The sequence below is a fragment of the Acinetobacter sedimenti genome (genome assembly GCF_022601685.1).
Classification (GTDB): domain Bacteria; phylum Pseudomonadota; class Gammaproteobacteria; order Pseudomonadales; family Moraxellaceae; genus Acinetobacter; species Acinetobacter sedimenti.
Genome location: NZ_JAKUML010000007.1, coordinates 95,487 through 110,771, shown reverse-complemented (window position 1 = coordinate 110,771; position 15,285 = coordinate 95,487). Strand labels below are relative to the sequence as shown.

The window sequence follows — 15,285 nt, the reverse complement described above, 5'->3', positions numbered from 1 at the left end:
GACTCACATTGTGATGCTGAATTTAGTTTGCATACACTGGGAATTTTGCACAAACCGCTGCAACTTTGCCACGTACCTCTGCAATTACTGCTTCGTCACCTTTGCTGTCGATCACATCAGCAATCCAACCTGCCAAGTCACGCACTTCTTGCTCACCGAAGCCACGAGTCGTTACCGCAGGTGTACCGATACGAATACCTGAAGTGACAAATGGAGAACGCGGATCGTTTGGTACAGCGTTTTTATTGACTGTGATGTGCGCATCGCCAAGCCAAGCATCAACTTCTTTACCCGTCACATCTTGTTTGATCAAAGACAATAGGAACAAGTGATTGTCCGTACCGCCAGATACGATGTCGAAACCACGTGAAATCAATACTTCAGCCATTGCTTGCGCATTTTTTACTACTTGTTGCTGATAAGTTTTAAACTCATCAGACATCGCTTCTTTGAAACAAATCGCTTTGGCAGCGATTGCGTGCATCAACGGACCACCTTGATTGCCTGGGAATACTGCAGATTGTAATTTTTTCTCAATTTCTTCGTTAGCTTTAGCCAAGATCAAACCTGAACGTGGACCACGAAGGGTTTTATGTGTTGTCGTTGTGGTAACGTCAGCGATTTGCACTGGGTTTGGATAGACACCCGCAGCAACTAAGCCCGCAACGTGTGCCATATCAACAAATAAATATGCACCCACTTTATCCGCGATCTCACGGAAACGATTCCAGTCCATGATACGGCTATAGGCTGAGAAACCTGCAACGATCATTTTTGGCTTATGCTCAAGTGCCAAACGCTCAACCTCGTCATAATCCACTTCACCAGTTTCAGGGTTTAAGCCATACTGAACTGCATTATAAGTTTTACCCGAGAAGCTCACTTTTGCACCATGTGTCAAGTGACCACCATGCGCCAAGCTCATACCCAAAACTGTATCGCCTGCATTTAAAAGTGCGAGATATACTGCAGAGTTTGCTTGTGAACCTGCGTGTGGTTGCACGTTTGCATAGTCTGCGCCAAATAATGCTTTCGCACGATCAATCGCCAATTGCTCGATCACATCGACATTTTCACAACCGCCGTAGTAACGCTTACCTGGGTAGCCTTCTGCATATTTATTAGTCAGCTTGGTACCCTGTGCTTCCATCACGGCTGGAGAAGTATAGTTTTCAGATGCGATCAATTCGATATGCGCTTCTTGACGTTGGTCTTCAGCGGTAATCGCTTTCGCTAATTCTGGATCAAATTCAGCAATCGAGATATTGGCAAACATGGGCAAGTTTCCTATGTGTTCGAAAAATGTTTCGGCTTCGAGTTCATTACCGTAGTCAACATCACCGCTGATCAAAAGCGATAGTGATCAAAAACAATGACAATTAAAATCAACTACAGTAAAAATATAAAAATTTGGCGCACATTGTAGCATGAAGTGCGCCATGAAAAAGACTGATATTGATATAAATCACAGTGAAATTTATTCAGTGGATTCAAGAAAATTCTTCAACAACAGGCTTCAACAAAATTTACATTAGCGCTCTAAAGACAATCACTGCACCAAACACGATAAAGAGCATCGCAGCAACCCGTTGAATCCATAACATCGGTAGATGATCAGCGAGCTTTTGACCAATAAAAATCATCGGAATATTGGCAATCAACATACCGAATGTCGTCCCCAGTGTGACCAACAAAACACTTTGAAATTGTGCTGCTAGAGCGACTGTGGCGATTTGCGTTTTATCGCCAATTTCCGCCAAGAAAAATAAAATAAATGTCGCAAGAAACACGCCGTATTTTTGCCATCGATCAAGATAGTTTGCGCCTTGATCGAGCTTATCTGGGATCAATACCCAAATCCCCATAGCAATAAATGTTCCTGCCAAAATCCACTGCAGCACATCCGCAGAAATCACTTGGAGTAGCCAATTGCCGATGAGTGCTGCGACAGCATGATTGAGAAGTGTTGCGAAAAGAATAGCCAAAGCGATTGGGAGCGGTTTGCGATAACGTGCAGCAAGTAGCAAAGTGAGCAGTTGGGTTTTATCCCCCATTTCTGCCAAAGCAACTAAAGATGTAGATAAAAGAAAGGCTTCCATATATTGCACTTCAGGTCGGCGAAGACGTCATTGGACAACTATTTTTTGCCGACCTATTGGCTAGTTCAAATTGGCGAGTAAAAAATCACCACGAACATCGCTTGCAAAAATAGTGTCAATGGTCTTGCCAGTCTTTCACCGAAGCTACACTTACTCAAAGTGTATGGAAAAGATATAAACGCCATGTGAACCACAATCAAAGCCATTTATAAATATGGGATATATAAACTAAACTTTGAAATCACAAGTATGTTGACGCTTACCACAGTATGCAAATGATTAACATTTAAAAAAAATCGAAAATTTGCACCTGTGAGGCTACTCCCCAAAGGAAGCTCCATCATAGCAATTTAAACCGATGATGTCGATTGAAAATTTAGATTGTCATAAGTGCAAAATGATCAAAATCACCAACGGAATTTATCCCAGTTTTCAGGATTCGCCCAAAACTTTGAATTAAACCAATCTGGTACGTGCTTATACGTGAGAATGTTAAATTGCCAAATTTGTACTGGACTGTCATCTGGTACGATTTCTGACAATTGATTAAAACCTAATGCACGCAATTGTTTAGTACGCTCCAAAGAAGCAAACACGATGATTTTCTTGGCAAACAAATCACGCATTCTCACCACTGCATTATCAATAATGGTATTCGTTATTTCTAGTTTTTCATGTTTTTTTTCAAAGGCTTGTTGTTTAATGAGATTCACAATTGCCAAATCATAACGCTGATCAAACGGCAGACTTGCCACGTCATTTAAGCTACAATATTGCCACTGTCCATCCCAGTTTGACTGTGGTTGGATGTCGATCGCAATCGCTTGATCAATTTGCTTTTCTTCTGCTAAGAGCTGAAGTAATAAGGCAATAATATCTTGATCTGGCATAAAAAATCCTTCAATGTCGAGCACAGCAATGGAATATCAAGGCATTTGCCATAAAATGCAGGCGAGAATTAATCCTGCATCAAACGCCACTCTTCCTAGCCATGTCGAGTATAAGTTTGTTTTGGATCAATTCAATACCGATTTGATGCAATGTATTGGAGAAAAGCTCCAACTCGAATGGACTGGTCGAATTTTCTGCGTTTCTTGTGGCAATGCCACACCAAAGTCATATTCGCAAGGTCACTGTTTCAAATGCTTTAAAACCAAAGCAGAATGCGACATGTGTATCTTGAAACCTGAAACCTGTCATTACCATCTCGGTACCTGTCGTGAAGAAAGTTTTGCTCAGCTAGTGTGCTTTCAGCCACATATTGTTTATTTGGCAAATTCTAGCGCATTAAAAGTTGGCATCACTCGTCAGGTCAATATGCCGACACGCTGGCTAGACCAAGGTGCAACACAGGCTTTACCGATTCTACGTGTGGGTTCTCGTCGTCTATCTGGTCAAGTGGAAATTTTATTTGCTGAAATGATCGCAGATAAAACCAACTGGCGTGCCTTGCTCAAAGGTGAAGCTGATCCTGTGGATTTGGTCGAGGAAAAAGAGCAGATTCTCGATCAATTCCATATGGAACTGGCAAATCTAAGTAATGAATATAGCGAAGAAGAATTGGTCTTTTTAGACGATCAGCCACTTGAGTTTCAATATCCAGTACAGCAATATCCCCAAAAAATCACCAGTCACAATTTAGACAAAACTCCAGTCATCGAAGGAACACTTCAAGGCATTAAAGGGCAATATCTAATTATGGATACTGGTGTAATTAATATTCGTAAATATACAGGTTATGAAATTGTCCTGCGGATGTAATTGCATTGAAATATCATTGTAGTGTTTTTTTGCCTTAGAATGATATATGTTTTAGTGACTCATTTGAAAAGATCAGACCACGCTATACTTCGGTTTCTGACCATTTAACGCTAAAACAAGATTTTCATACGCCAATTTATTCATCGCATATCGTGTTGCTTCGGTTGCAGAACCGATATGCGGTGTCACCACCACATTATTTAATTCAAATAATTTTGAACTTTGTAAAGGCTCTTGAGCAAAGACATCAAGCCCTGCGCCAAAGATTTGTTGATTTTGTAAGGCTTCAATGAGTGCTTCTTCATCAATCACCGCACCACGAGAGATATTGACCAAAACCGAAGTGGATTTCATCAAGGCAAATTCAGCTTGACCAAGTAAATGCTTAGTCTGTGCATTGAGATCGACCGCAACAACGATAAAGTCAGAACTCGTCAATAATTCTTCAAGGCTTAAATATTCTGCTTGAAACTGCTGTGCGGTTTCGAGCTTTTCACGGCGACCATGATATTTAATATTCATGTTAAAGCCGTAATAACCACGTCGAGCGATCGCCGAACCGATATGTCCTAAACCAATGATTCCCAATGTCTTGCCGTGAATATCCATACCAAACTGACCTGCCGACACGGTATGTTGCCACTGCCCTTGTCTTGTCCATTGATCAAGCTCGGGAATGCGCCGAGCCGCACTCATCAATAATGCAAAAGCTGTATCTGCTGTGGTTTCGGTCAACACGTGTGGCGTATGTGCTAGCTGAATCTGTCGTGATTTCAAATAATCCACATCGTAGTTGTCATAGCCAACACTAACACTGGATACGATCTCAAGATGCTGTGCGGTTTTGAGTTGCTCTTTTCCGAGTAATCGCCCTGCGCCGATCATGCCGTGTGCATTAGTTACCGCTTCACGGATTTGTTGATTTACATCGCCGAGTTTTGGATTGATTTTGATGACGTCGAAGTCTTGTCTGAGCTTTTCTTCAAATTCAGGAAAAACCTGACTAAAGATCACGACTTTTTTCTTCTCATGATTTTTTTGTGATAAATGTTCAGTTTCAGTGGTGAGCTCAGGTGCAATATGAAGATCAGTCATTGTGGAATGAGATTTTTTTTAAAATGATTTTTAAAATAACACAGCAATTATTCTGTACCCATTAGACTTTGTATCGAACGCCATAGTTTACGCTTTGCATCGCCATTTTCTAACATTTCAGCAAGTGTTGCATGTTGCTCAAGCTTGATGGATTGTTGATTGAATTGAGGAAATTCAAAATCAATCTCCCCTAAAATCAGAATATTAGGCACAGCATAGCTTTGCAGAAAACCTCGCAAATAATCTTGAAGATGCGCATCACCCAATTGCCAACTTGCAATATTTAAAGGCCATGAAAGATGAAGCGCAGACTGACGAATCAGACAGGCTTTTTGGATATTTTGTAGCAGTCGATGTTGTGCAGAATTTTCTGCGTGCGCAAAGATCAAAAATGACTCATGAATCAACACTTGATAATCAAAATGAATCGTTGCCTGCACTGCTTCAGCGTCGATCGGCTTGATCTCATGAAGTATTTGGTTTTGATCATTTTCAGTATCGGTAATTTCTTCTTTAACAAAAGCGTGCTTATGTTCTGAATCTTCTACAATAACTTGCGCTGTAATTTGATTATGGTTTGCTTCTTGTTTTTGCTCTAAACTTTTTTCTGAATTCTTTTTTTCTACATCAATACGAATCGTCTGATCAGTGAAAGATAGCTTTTTATTTTCAACACCCTGATCATCGCTCTGATCACGCCATAGCATTTGATTGGCAATAATATCAGTCGCAGACGCTCGTCCCACCCAAGATGAAATGCCAAGTTGCTTCAGAATCAATTGCGCACGTGCAGACATAGTTGAAAAGATCGAAATTCAGAAATTAAAATGGAAATTTGGAATCTATTGCATTGTAGCAGTAAATTTCTTGATTGTCGTAATGATCTATCAATGACATTTCTAATGGTTAGATAATGAAATATAAGACTTTATTCTAAATGCAATCGTATAGATGAATGCGCTACAATCATTTTCATTATTTCATTTTGGCTAGTCATGATGCCATTACAGCATTTACCACGTTGGATCCAGTTTGCCATGTTCATACTTGCGTGCAATGCAGGTATGGTCAATGTGCTTGGCTTGCTCATGGTATTGCATCAGTCTATTTCACATATGACAGGCAATATCAGCTTGCTTGCTATTCATCTTTGGCAACATGATTTTTCACAGGTTTTTTTCTTAGTTTCCGTGCTGATCAGTTTTGTACTTGGTGCATTTTATAGTGGTTATATTCTTGGCAATGCACAATTTAGCTTGAGTCAGCGTTATGGTATTCCGTTGGTTCTCGTGGCGATTTTTATTGTGCTATGTTGGCTATTTACGCCGTACTTTCCACGTTATGCACTGCTTTGGGCGACGGTGGCGATGGGTATGCAAAATGCGATGGTCAGCCATTATCAAGGTGCAATTATTCGCACCACGCACCTCTCTGGTATTTTGACCGATTTGGGCTTAGCACTGGGCTACTTTTTGCGTGGCTTACAGGTGGAAAAACGTCGTGTGATTTTACATTTAGCGATATTACTAGGCTTTTTATTTGGCGGTTTGATTGCAACGATCAGCTTTCATTATTTCAATTATCATGCTTTTTTGATTCCTGCACTGTGTTCTGCTGTGCTTAGCCTGATTTATTGGCTACACTATTGGAAGCAAAATTCAGCTTAAATATATAAATGGCATTTAGTCATTTTTTACAATCAATTTGGAGATTTTCATGGTCAAAAATGCCTTACAAGCTCAACTACTCAAAGCAGGTTTAGTCGATGCAAAACAAGCCAAAAAGACCAATAAGCAAAATCAACATGCCAAAAAAACAGGTCAAAATGACCAGCAACAACTACAAGCTGAACTTGCCAAAGCAAAGTCAGATAAGCAAGCCAAAGACCACGCCTTAAACCAAGAAAAGCAACAACAGCTTGAGCAAAAAAGCTTGATGGCAAATATCATCCAAATGATTAAGCAATATCAAATCAAAGAAATCGATGGTGAAATTGGCTATCAATTCATTGACGAAACGAAGATCAAAAAAATCTATGTCAATCAGCAAGTGTATAACGCCATCGTTTCTGGAAGCCTAGTCGTTGCCAAAATCACCACACCACAACCGACTCAGTATGCACTGATCCCACAAGCATTGGCGGAACGCATCGAAGCGAAAATGACGGGTTACATCATCGGACTACAACAACAGCAACAAGATCAAACTACCGATGAAGAAGATCCATATGCAGACTATGTGATTCCTGATGATCTGATGTGGTGATCTGTTGCGATGATTTGATGTGGTGGTCGGATGTAGCCATCCAATGTGATGATCCAAGACATTAGCCACACGATTTTCTGAGATACCCTGCACCCTAAAGACAGTTTTAAATAAATAGTGACTGCAAAGTTATGTATATTTATTTCGAAGCAAAATTGCCTATGCTAAAAATAAATCATTCAAACTGATGTACGGATAGACCCATGTTCGAAAAAGTCCAATTTACTTGCGCTGACGGTTATGTATTGCAAGGTCGCTTCTTCCCAAAACAGCATGCTCCAAAACAACAAGACTCAACACAATTACCAATACTTATTGGTTCAGCGACTGGGATTAAGCAAGGTTTCTATCAAGCCTTTGCTAAATGGTTGACTGAGCAAGGCTACGATGTCATGACGTTTGACTTTCGTGGTATTGGCGACTCGCTGTATGAGCCAGTTTCCAAATCGAAAAGCCTTTATTCATCAATGGGGAAAATTGGATTTGGTGTCTGCAATTGACTTCCTTACTGATAAAACCAATTCTGCGCAAATCCATCTGATTGGTCACAGTGCAGGCGGTCAGTTACTTGGACTTGCACCGAATCATGCCAAAGTAAAAAATGTCGTCGCCATTGCAGGATCATCTGGAAGCCTGAAAGGTTTAAATGGAAAATCTAAATACTTGGCGCCTATTATGTTAAAAATCGTTTTTCCTGTTTCAACCTTATTTAAAGGTTATGCGTCTGCAAAAGCAGTTGGAATGGGTGAAAACCTACCAAAAGGTGTAGGTCAAGAATGGTGTGAATATTGCTCTAAAGGTGGTTATGCCATCAATGCGATTGGAAAAACTGTCTTTGAGGATTTCCATGCAGAGATTCATAGTCCAATCACTGCGATCCATGCCACAGATGATGAGATTGCCACGTTGCATAATGTCAAAGATTTATTACGCACCTTTCCAAATAGCCCTTCTCAAATCGTGACTTTAGCACCGAAAGCATATGGTTTACGCAGTATCGGGCATATGGAAATGTTTAAGCCATCACATCAACAACTTTGGACAGTGATCGCTGATCAGCTTAAAGCGGCTTGAGGAATTTGTAATTTCTAATAAAAAAGCTGAAATATTTAATTTCAGCTTTTTTATTTAACGATCTGATTTTAAAAAATTAAATCAATAAATCGCCATATGATTACGATGGATCATTTCCAGCGAGCGTACTTGACCAAGCACTTGTACTACTTTATCAGAAGTTAAGCCTTTGATCAGCGATGCCGAACGAGAGCTAAAGTTTACCCGTCCAACTGCAATACGAATGCCTTGCAAATCAACACACTCAACCACGTCACCACGATCAAAGTGTCCCTCTACCTCCTGTACACCAACAGGCAATAAACTACGCTTTTCTTCTTTAATCGCTTTGACTGCGCCATCATCCAAAATCAGACGACCTGCCATTTGCAGATGCGCTGCAAGCCATTGTTGATGCGCTGTGATACGGTCATTATCTGAGGTAAATAATGTCCCAAGTACTTCACCTTTCATTAGACGATGCAAGACATTTTCACTGTCACCATTGGCAATGATGGTTGGGCAACCAGACTTGGCTGCCAAACGTGCAGCACGAACTTTGGTGACCATTCCACCACGTCCAAGCACACCGCCACCACCTGCCATCTCGAACAGCTCTTCATCGAGTGCACGCACAGTATGCATCAGTTTGGCATTAGGGTTGCTTCGAGGATCGGCATCATACATCCCATTTTGATCGGTCAAAATGATCAACGCATCAGCTTGGACTTGCGCCGCAACCATCGCTGCAAGCGTATCATTATCACCGAAACGGATTTCATTGGTCGCAACGGTATCATTCTCATTAATCACAGGAATCACACGCCAATCTACAAGATTTTGTAAGGCATCACATGAGTTAAGATAACGACGGCGGTCTGCCAAGTCATCATGCGTAATCAAAATCTGTGCAGAGCGAATACTATGCTCTTCAAACACACTCGACCAAGCCTGTACCAAGCCCATTTGACCAATCGCAGCACACGCTTGCAAACCTGGTAGATCGGTTGGTCGTGCAGGCAACTGCATGCGCACCATACCTTCTGCAACGGCACCTGAGGACACCAATAAAATTTCATGCCCTTGAAAATGCAACTGTGCCAGTTGTTCTGCCCAATGTGAAATCGCTTCAAGATCAAGCCCCTCACCATTCGCAGTGAGGAGTGCTGAACCAATTTTAACGACAATACGATTGCAGTCTGTTAATACACGCTTATCTTCGAATACTTCAATCATGATGATTTAACTTACTTCCTTCTCTTACTCCAAAACCTGTCTAAACTGCTTATTCAGCCTAACTTTATTTGTACGTAATTTATTTGATGACGACAAAAGCTTGATGATGCCTTAGCTCATCTTGATACAGCGTCGATTAATCACGGACATAGACTACTTCCATATCGCCGTCATCTTCGTCCTCGTCATCCTCATCCACTTCATTGCCTTCACGTTGTGCCTTACGTTTGGCACGATAGGCTTCTTTGGCAGCGAGCGTTTGCTCACGCGTTTCTTCTTCTAACTGTTCACGGAATGCTTTGGCTTCTGCTGCATATTCAGGGTCATCATTCTCAAGCATTTTTTGCTCTTCGATCTGCCCCATCAAGTGATATACCACTTCCTTTGTGCCTTGATCCAACAGTCCAGAGGTTTGGAATACTGCGCCTTCCCACTGCAATTCTTTGAGAATGTGCTGACACCACTCATCACGGGTATCTTCAGCAAGTTGATCAAGTTTGTTTAACACCAAAACGATTGGCAACTGCGCCAAAGTCGGTGAAAATTTCTCAAGCTCAGCCAAAATCGCACGAGCATTATGCACAGGATCTGAGCCATCGATCGGCTGTACATCAACGATGTGTAATAAAATTCGAGTACGTGCCAAATGCTTGAGGAATCGAATCCCAAGCCCTGCACCATCCGCTGCACCTTCGATCAATCCAGGAATATCAGCCATCACGAATGAACGGTGACGATCCACATCGACCACGCCAAGATTCGGCACCATCGTGGTAAATGGATAATCTGCAACTTTAGGTTTCGCCGCACTCACCGAACGAATAAAAGTTGATTTCCCTGCGTTTGGCATACCTAGCAAACCAACATCCGCCAATACTTTGAGTTCAAGGCGTACTTCACGTGACTCACCTTTTTGACCGTGTGTACATTGGCGAGGTGCACGGTTAGTCGATGATTTAAAATGAGTATTACCCAAACCGCCGTCACCACCAGAGGCAACCATGACACGCTGACCATCTGCAACTAAGTCACCAATGATATCGCCACTGTCCATATCGACAATGGTCGTGCCAACAGGGACTTTTAAGATCACATCTTCACCACCACGACCTGAACAGTTTGCACCAGAGCCATTCTTGCCACGCTCAGCACGAAAACGACGTGTATAGCGGAAATCGACTAAAGTACTGGTGTCATCATCGGCTTGCAGATAGACACTGCCGCCACGACCACCATCACCACCATCTGGACCACCAAAAGGTACAAATTTTTCACGGCGAAAACTGGCAACACCATTACCGCCATCACCTGCTTCTACTGTAATGACTGCTTCATCTACAAAGCGCATGCGCACCAACCTCGACATGAATAAAACGGCTTATTATGCCACAGATTGACTAGCGTAACCTGTGACAGAGCCAATATTAAATAAATAAAAAACCAAAAGTGATGTTAAAAAACAATCACATAAAAATAAAATCGGTCTAACTAAAGTTCAATTTTTAGTCCAATCTTTAAATCAGCCTAAAATACTTAGTCCGCAGACAGACTTAAATTCACCACATCCAAACGATTCTTCATCTCTTCAGGATCTTTGAGATCAAACTCACGTTGAGAATCTAAGACTTCAAAATCAAACAATTCACGATCAGCGAGCTGTGACGGCGACACATTTTGCAGTGCACCAAAAATACTGTGCAAGCGTTTTGGATGCGCCTTATCCCAATCTCGAAGCATGTCATTGATAATGGCACGCTGTAGATTTTCCTGCGAACCACAGAGATTACATGGAATAATTGGGAACTGACGCATTTCTGCATATTTGATAATGTCTTTTTCTTCCACATAAGCAAGCGGACGAATCAGGATATTTTTCTTGTCCGTAGACAAAAGCTTTGGAGGCATCGCCTTTAGACTTCCACCATGAAACAGATTTAAGAAAAAAGTCGCCAAAATATCATCACGATGATGACCGAGCGCCACTTTGGTTGCGCCAATCTCTTGCGCAAAACCATACAACGAACCACGACGTAAACGTGAACACACTGCACAGTAAGTTTTACCCTCAGGGGTTAAGCGTTTAGTAATGCTGTAAGTATCTTTTTCCAAAATATAATAGGGAATCTTATTTTCTTCTAAATACTTTGGCAAAACGTCTTCTGGGAAGTTAGGCTGTTTTTGATCTAAGTTGACTGCCACCACATCGAAGTTGATCGGTGCAATACGTTTAAACTGCAACATAATATCCAATAAGGTGTAGCTGTCTTTCCCACCAGAAATACAGACCATGACCTTGTCGCCATCTTCAATCATATTGAAATCACGAATGGCATGACCCACCTGACGGCGTAATTTTTTTAATAATTTGTAATAGGCTGCGCTGGTCGGTAAATCAGGTTGAAAACCTTGAAAATCGTCTTCTTGAAAATTCTCATCTTGAAAATCATCTGCATCAAAATCATCATCCTGCTCGTCTTGCGCATCATCAGACAAAGTCGTTTGCATCGCATCGACTGTTTTAAACACAGCATCCGATGAAGTTGGCGATGGAGTCATTTGCTCTGGGCTAAAAATATTTAACACAGCGTCTTGAGATGCGTTACTAGACACGAGAAAATCCGTAATTTTTTAAACAAAGTCGGCTATTCTAACGTATTTACAAGCCAATACCCAAGACTTCGCACACGAAATTCCAAGAAAAGAAGAAAAAACTAAAGAAGTTGGAAGCTAGGAATTTTCAACTGAAAATTTTTGAACAATTTTGCGCAAAAATGTGTCCTCACTGACATCAATTATTGAGAAATTCATCAAGCTGTCATTACAGTGTAATCTGAATAAAAATTGTTCTTATTTCGTCAAATCGCTTGATGTGTAACCGTTTTTCACGTTTTCCCCAAAATCTGTGGATAACTTTATGGATATCTAACGACTTGACATCTGTTGAGTGAGCAAATTTAAGGGATTGCTCTAAATTGTTTATTTTTTAACCATCTATTTTATTTATTTATTATCAATAAGTTACCCTTTGCAAGTGTTTTTTTTTAAATTTTTCTTAAATAGTTTTCCAACATTTCGAAGATCAACATGATGTGTATATTTTTTAACCAATTAAAAATGACTTTGTTAATATGTATTACCTTTTGCTATTTTTTTGCTACACTGCTTTGGGGTTATGATATTTATATTCCTTTGTGTAACTAGAATGTCGATTAGCCAGTAAAATCGCTTCATTGTTGTGATTGGTCGAAATATAATTTTATGATTCGAAATAGTTACAATTCAGGATATAAGTACGATAAAGATAAGCGTTATAGCAAAAAGTTGAAGATAACAATATGCGATGGATCACGAGCACACGAGTTCTTTTGATAACAAGTTGCCTAGCAAGTCTACTGCCGAGTATTACTCAAGCAGGGAATTTGTACGTCTATCGTGATACCTCGGGTTCTGCATTACTCACCAATAAAAAAGTTAGCACTACTGGCTACCGTCAAGAAAAAGTCACTTATTACAAAGATACCAATGTGCATGCTTACAACAATTGGGGAAGTTCAGAGTCTTCTGTTTTACCAAGTTTTAGCAAATCAAAAGATGCGTACGATGCGATTATTCGCAGCGCCGCACAGCAATATGGCGTATCAGAAGGCTTGATTAAAGCCATCATGCACACCGAGTCGAGCTTTAATGTCAATGCTCGCTCACCTGTCGGTGCGCAAGGTTTGATGCAACTCATGCCTGCAACTGCAAGACGCTTTAATGTATCCAATGCCTATGATCCAACACAGAACATCTACGGTGGTGTGAAATATCTCAGTTGGCTGTTAAAGCGTTTTAAAGGTGACACCTCATTAGTACTTGCTGCATACAATGCGGGCGAAGGCAATGTTGATAAATACAGTGGTATTCCACCATTTCGCGAAACGCAAGATTATGTTCGTCGTGTCATGAGTCGTTATCAAAACCTATATTCATCAGGTTTAAGCTTAAATAGTAGCAACACTGACAATGCAGTCAAAGTTGTCGCTACTTCGAAAAACTATACACCAAGCTCGACAGACCTGCCACGCCGCGAAATCATTGCACTCAGTGATGGTAACTTCACTGATCGCTCTTCTCGCCGTACTTTTGCCAATGAGAACGCTTACAGCTCATCAAGCATCACCATTAGCGATTAAAGATTAAGCAACCGTTATACTTAAATATTTGCCACAATAACTACTTCTATAGCGATAAATGGCAAAATATTATTGTGTTATGTTTAGTTACACCGCTTGAAATCATTTTTAATTGCCCCATAACATTTTAGTGATATATTCAATCACTGATGTGACGTGAATTTTTCAGTCGCACATTATCTATTATTATTTTGAGGAAAAAGTCCATGATGCGGATTGGTTTGTTTTTGCTTACCAACCTCGCGGTACTCGTTGTCGCTGGTCTAATTTTATCGTTATTAGGCGTTGGTAGCTATCACGGTGCGGGCGGTTTAAATCTTACGAATCTTTTAGTGTTCTGTCTTGTATTTGGTATGGCAGGCTCTTTTGTGTCTCTATTTATGTCGAAGTGGATTGCCAAAAAAACCACTGGTACACAAATCATTGAATCTCCAAGCAACCAAGCAGAACAATGGTTACTTAGCACCGTTGCCGAGTTGGCGCAGCGTTCAGGGATTAAAATGCCTGAAGTAGGTATCTTCTATTCAACACAGTCGAATGCCTTTGCAACAGGTTGGAATAAGAATGATGCCTTAGTTGCGGTATCTTCTGGGCTACTTGAGCGTATGTCTGCGGATGAAGTCCGCGCCGTACTTGCACATGAGATCGGTCACGTTGCCAATGGCGATATGGTGACTTTATCGCTCATTCAAGGTGTAGTGAACGCTTTTGTGATGTTCTTTGCACGTATCGTTGGTGACTTTGTTGATCGTGCTGTATTTGGTCGTGAAGACGGTGAAGCACCAGGACTTAGCTATTTTGCCATTACTATCGTATTAGACATCGTATTTGGTATCTTAGCTTCTGCGATCGTGATGTGGTTCTCTCGCTATCGTGAATACCGTGCTGATGAAGCAGGTGCACGTCTTGCAGGTAAACAAAACATGATCAACGCTTTACTTCGTCTACGTGATGAACAAAACTTGCCTGATCAAATGCCGAAAGAAATGCAGGCGCTTGCCATTGCCGAAGGACAACAACAAGGCTTTAGCTTTGCTGCATTGTTTCATTCGCATCCAAGCATTGAAAAACGTGTTGAAGCTTTGCAAAAGCTACAAATTCAATAATGCACAATTCATCTTGTGAAAAACGCCTCTGATGAGGCGTTTTTTTATTGGCTGATAATTTTTAACTATAATTCACGATAAAGACATACAGCGCAGTAAACTGCCATTGACATCTATCACGTTAAAAATGTGTAACTGTCCCATCTGCTCTATTTCTGTAATCCGTGTAGGATCTGCAAAATTTGACCAATCCAATGTAGACCACGACGTATATAAAGTGTTTAAAGTATCTAAGTCTTGTACCCACACCGAAGCACTAAAATAGGATTGTTTTGAATCTAAGTTTGGATAAGGAAAGAATTCAATTTCCAAAGTACCATCAACGGATTGATCATTTTGCAGAATCAGCCATTGATCAGATTGAAAATGCACTGCAAAACCAAGCTGTTGGTAAAATGCGATGGTTTGTGCAAAGTCGATCGCAGGTAAATTTGCAGCGATATAATTTGTCATGACCGATGTTTTCCCACAATCTTTTAAAATTAATGCTTTAAA

At 40.8% G+C, this 15,285-nt stretch carries 14 protein-coding genes and 1 pseudogene; 6 read left to right on the top strand and 9 right to left on the bottom strand.

Going from position 1 to position 15,285, the window contains the following annotated elements:
* Positions 1-22: 22 nt before the first annotated feature.
* From glyA to MKI79_RS05965, 3 genes are all read right to left on the bottom strand, one after another.
* A complete protein-coding gene (glyA, locus tag MKI79_RS05975) occupies positions 23-1,276 on the bottom strand; it encodes a serine hydroxymethyltransferase (RefSeq protein WP_092614261.1) in 1,254 nt (417 codons plus the stop codon).
* A 250-nt stretch (positions 1,277-1,526) separates the two neighbouring features.
* Entirely contained in the window at positions 1,527-2,099 is a 573-nt protein-coding gene (locus MKI79_RS05970; RefSeq protein WP_241571135.1) for a TMEM165/GDT1 family protein, read from the bottom strand.
* 407 nt (positions 2,100-2,506) lie between these two features.
* On the bottom strand, positions 2,507-2,989 hold the full coding sequence (locus MKI79_RS05965) for a DUF6231 family protein (RefSeq protein WP_241571134.1): 483 nt from the start codon (positions 2,987-2,989) through the stop codon (positions 2,507-2,509).
* A gap of 28 nt (positions 2,990-3,017) precedes the next feature.
* Here MKI79_RS05965 and MKI79_RS05960 point away from each other — a divergent pair, with 28 nt between their 5' ends.
* Positions 3,018-3,860: a DUF2797 domain-containing protein gene (locus MKI79_RS05960; protein ID WP_241571172.1), complete on the top strand. Its 843-nt coding sequence runs from the start codon at positions 3,018-3,020 to the stop codon at positions 3,858-3,860.
* Between the two features lie 72 nt (positions 3,861-3,932).
* Here the strand turns inward: MKI79_RS05960 and MKI79_RS05955 are convergent, their stop codons facing one another.
* Both MKI79_RS05955 and MKI79_RS05950 read right to left on the bottom strand, forming a co-directional pair.
* Positions 3,933-4,955: a 2-hydroxyacid dehydrogenase gene (locus MKI79_RS05955; protein WP_241571133.1), complete on the bottom strand. Its 1,023-nt coding sequence runs from the start codon at positions 4,953-4,955 to the stop codon at positions 3,933-3,935.
* Between the two features lie 47 nt (positions 4,956-5,002).
* Positions 5,003-5,752 carry a hypothetical protein gene (locus MKI79_RS05950; protein WP_241571132.1) on the bottom strand — a complete coding sequence of 250 codons (750 nt, stop codon included), beginning with the start codon at positions 5,750-5,752 and terminating at the stop codon, positions 5,003-5,005.
* A gap of 201 nt (positions 5,753-5,953) precedes the next feature.
* Between MKI79_RS05950 and MKI79_RS05945 the strand changes: the two genes are divergently transcribed.
* The 3 genes and pseudogenes from MKI79_RS05945 to MKI79_RS05935 all read left to right on the top strand — a co-directional run bounded on the left by MKI79_RS05945 (position 5,954) and on the right by MKI79_RS05935 (position 8,294).
* Entirely contained in the window at positions 5,954-6,622 is a 669-nt protein-coding gene (locus MKI79_RS05945; protein ID WP_241571171.1) for a YoaK family protein, read from the top strand.
* Between the two features lie 49 nt (positions 6,623-6,671).
* On the top strand, positions 6,672-7,220 hold the full coding sequence (locus MKI79_RS05940; RefSeq protein ID WP_241571131.1) for a DUF2058 domain-containing protein: 549 nt from the start codon (positions 6,672-6,674) through the stop codon (positions 7,218-7,220).
* A 203-nt stretch (positions 7,221-7,423) separates the two neighbouring features.
* Positions 7,424-8,294: pseudogene (locus MKI79_RS05935) on the top strand (alpha/beta hydrolase family protein).
* An 81-nt stretch (positions 8,295-8,375) separates the two neighbouring features.
* Here MKI79_RS05935 and proB read toward each other — a convergent pair.
* The 3 genes from proB to ttcA form a co-directional block, all read right to left on the bottom strand.
* Positions 8,376-9,509 (bottom strand): glutamate 5-kinase, encoded by a 1,134-nt coding sequence (gene proB / locus MKI79_RS05930; protein WP_241571130.1) that lies wholly within the window; start codon positions 9,507-9,509, stop codon positions 8,376-8,378.
* Between the two features lie 136 nt (positions 9,510-9,645).
* On the bottom strand, positions 9,646-10,857 hold the full coding sequence (cgtA, locus tag MKI79_RS05925) for an Obg family GTPase CgtA (protein ID WP_241571129.1): 1,212 nt from the start codon (positions 10,855-10,857) through the stop codon (positions 9,646-9,648).
* 185 nt (positions 10,858-11,042) lie between these two features.
* Positions 11,043-12,065: a tRNA 2-thiocytidine(32) synthetase TtcA gene (ttcA, locus tag MKI79_RS05920; RefSeq protein WP_407651578.1), complete on the bottom strand. Its 1,023-nt coding sequence runs from the start codon at positions 12,063-12,065 to the stop codon at positions 11,043-11,045.
* Between the two features lie 779 nt (positions 12,066-12,844).
* On the opposite strand from ttcA, the gene MKI79_RS05915 reads away from it, so the two are divergent.
* Together MKI79_RS05915 and htpX are read left to right on the top strand one after the other, a co-directional pair.
* The gene (locus MKI79_RS05915) at positions 12,845-13,684 is read left to right on the top strand and encodes a lytic transglycosylase domain-containing protein (RefSeq protein ID WP_241571128.1); all 840 of its coding nucleotides are present in this window, start codon (positions 12,845-12,847) and stop codon (positions 13,682-13,684) included.
* A gap of 206 nt (positions 13,685-13,890) precedes the next feature.
* Positions 13,891-14,790 carry a protease HtpX gene (htpX, locus tag MKI79_RS05910; RefSeq protein WP_241571127.1) on the top strand — a complete coding sequence of 300 codons (900 nt, stop codon included), beginning with the start codon at positions 13,891-13,893 and terminating at the stop codon, positions 14,788-14,790.
* 72 nt (positions 14,791-14,862) lie between these two features.
* On the opposite strand, the gene MKI79_RS05905 is transcribed toward htpX, so the two are convergent.
* Entirely contained in the window at positions 14,863-15,243 is a 381-nt protein-coding gene (locus MKI79_RS05905) for a VOC family protein (RefSeq protein WP_241571126.1), read from the bottom strand.
* Positions 15,244-15,285 lie beyond the last annotated feature (42 nt).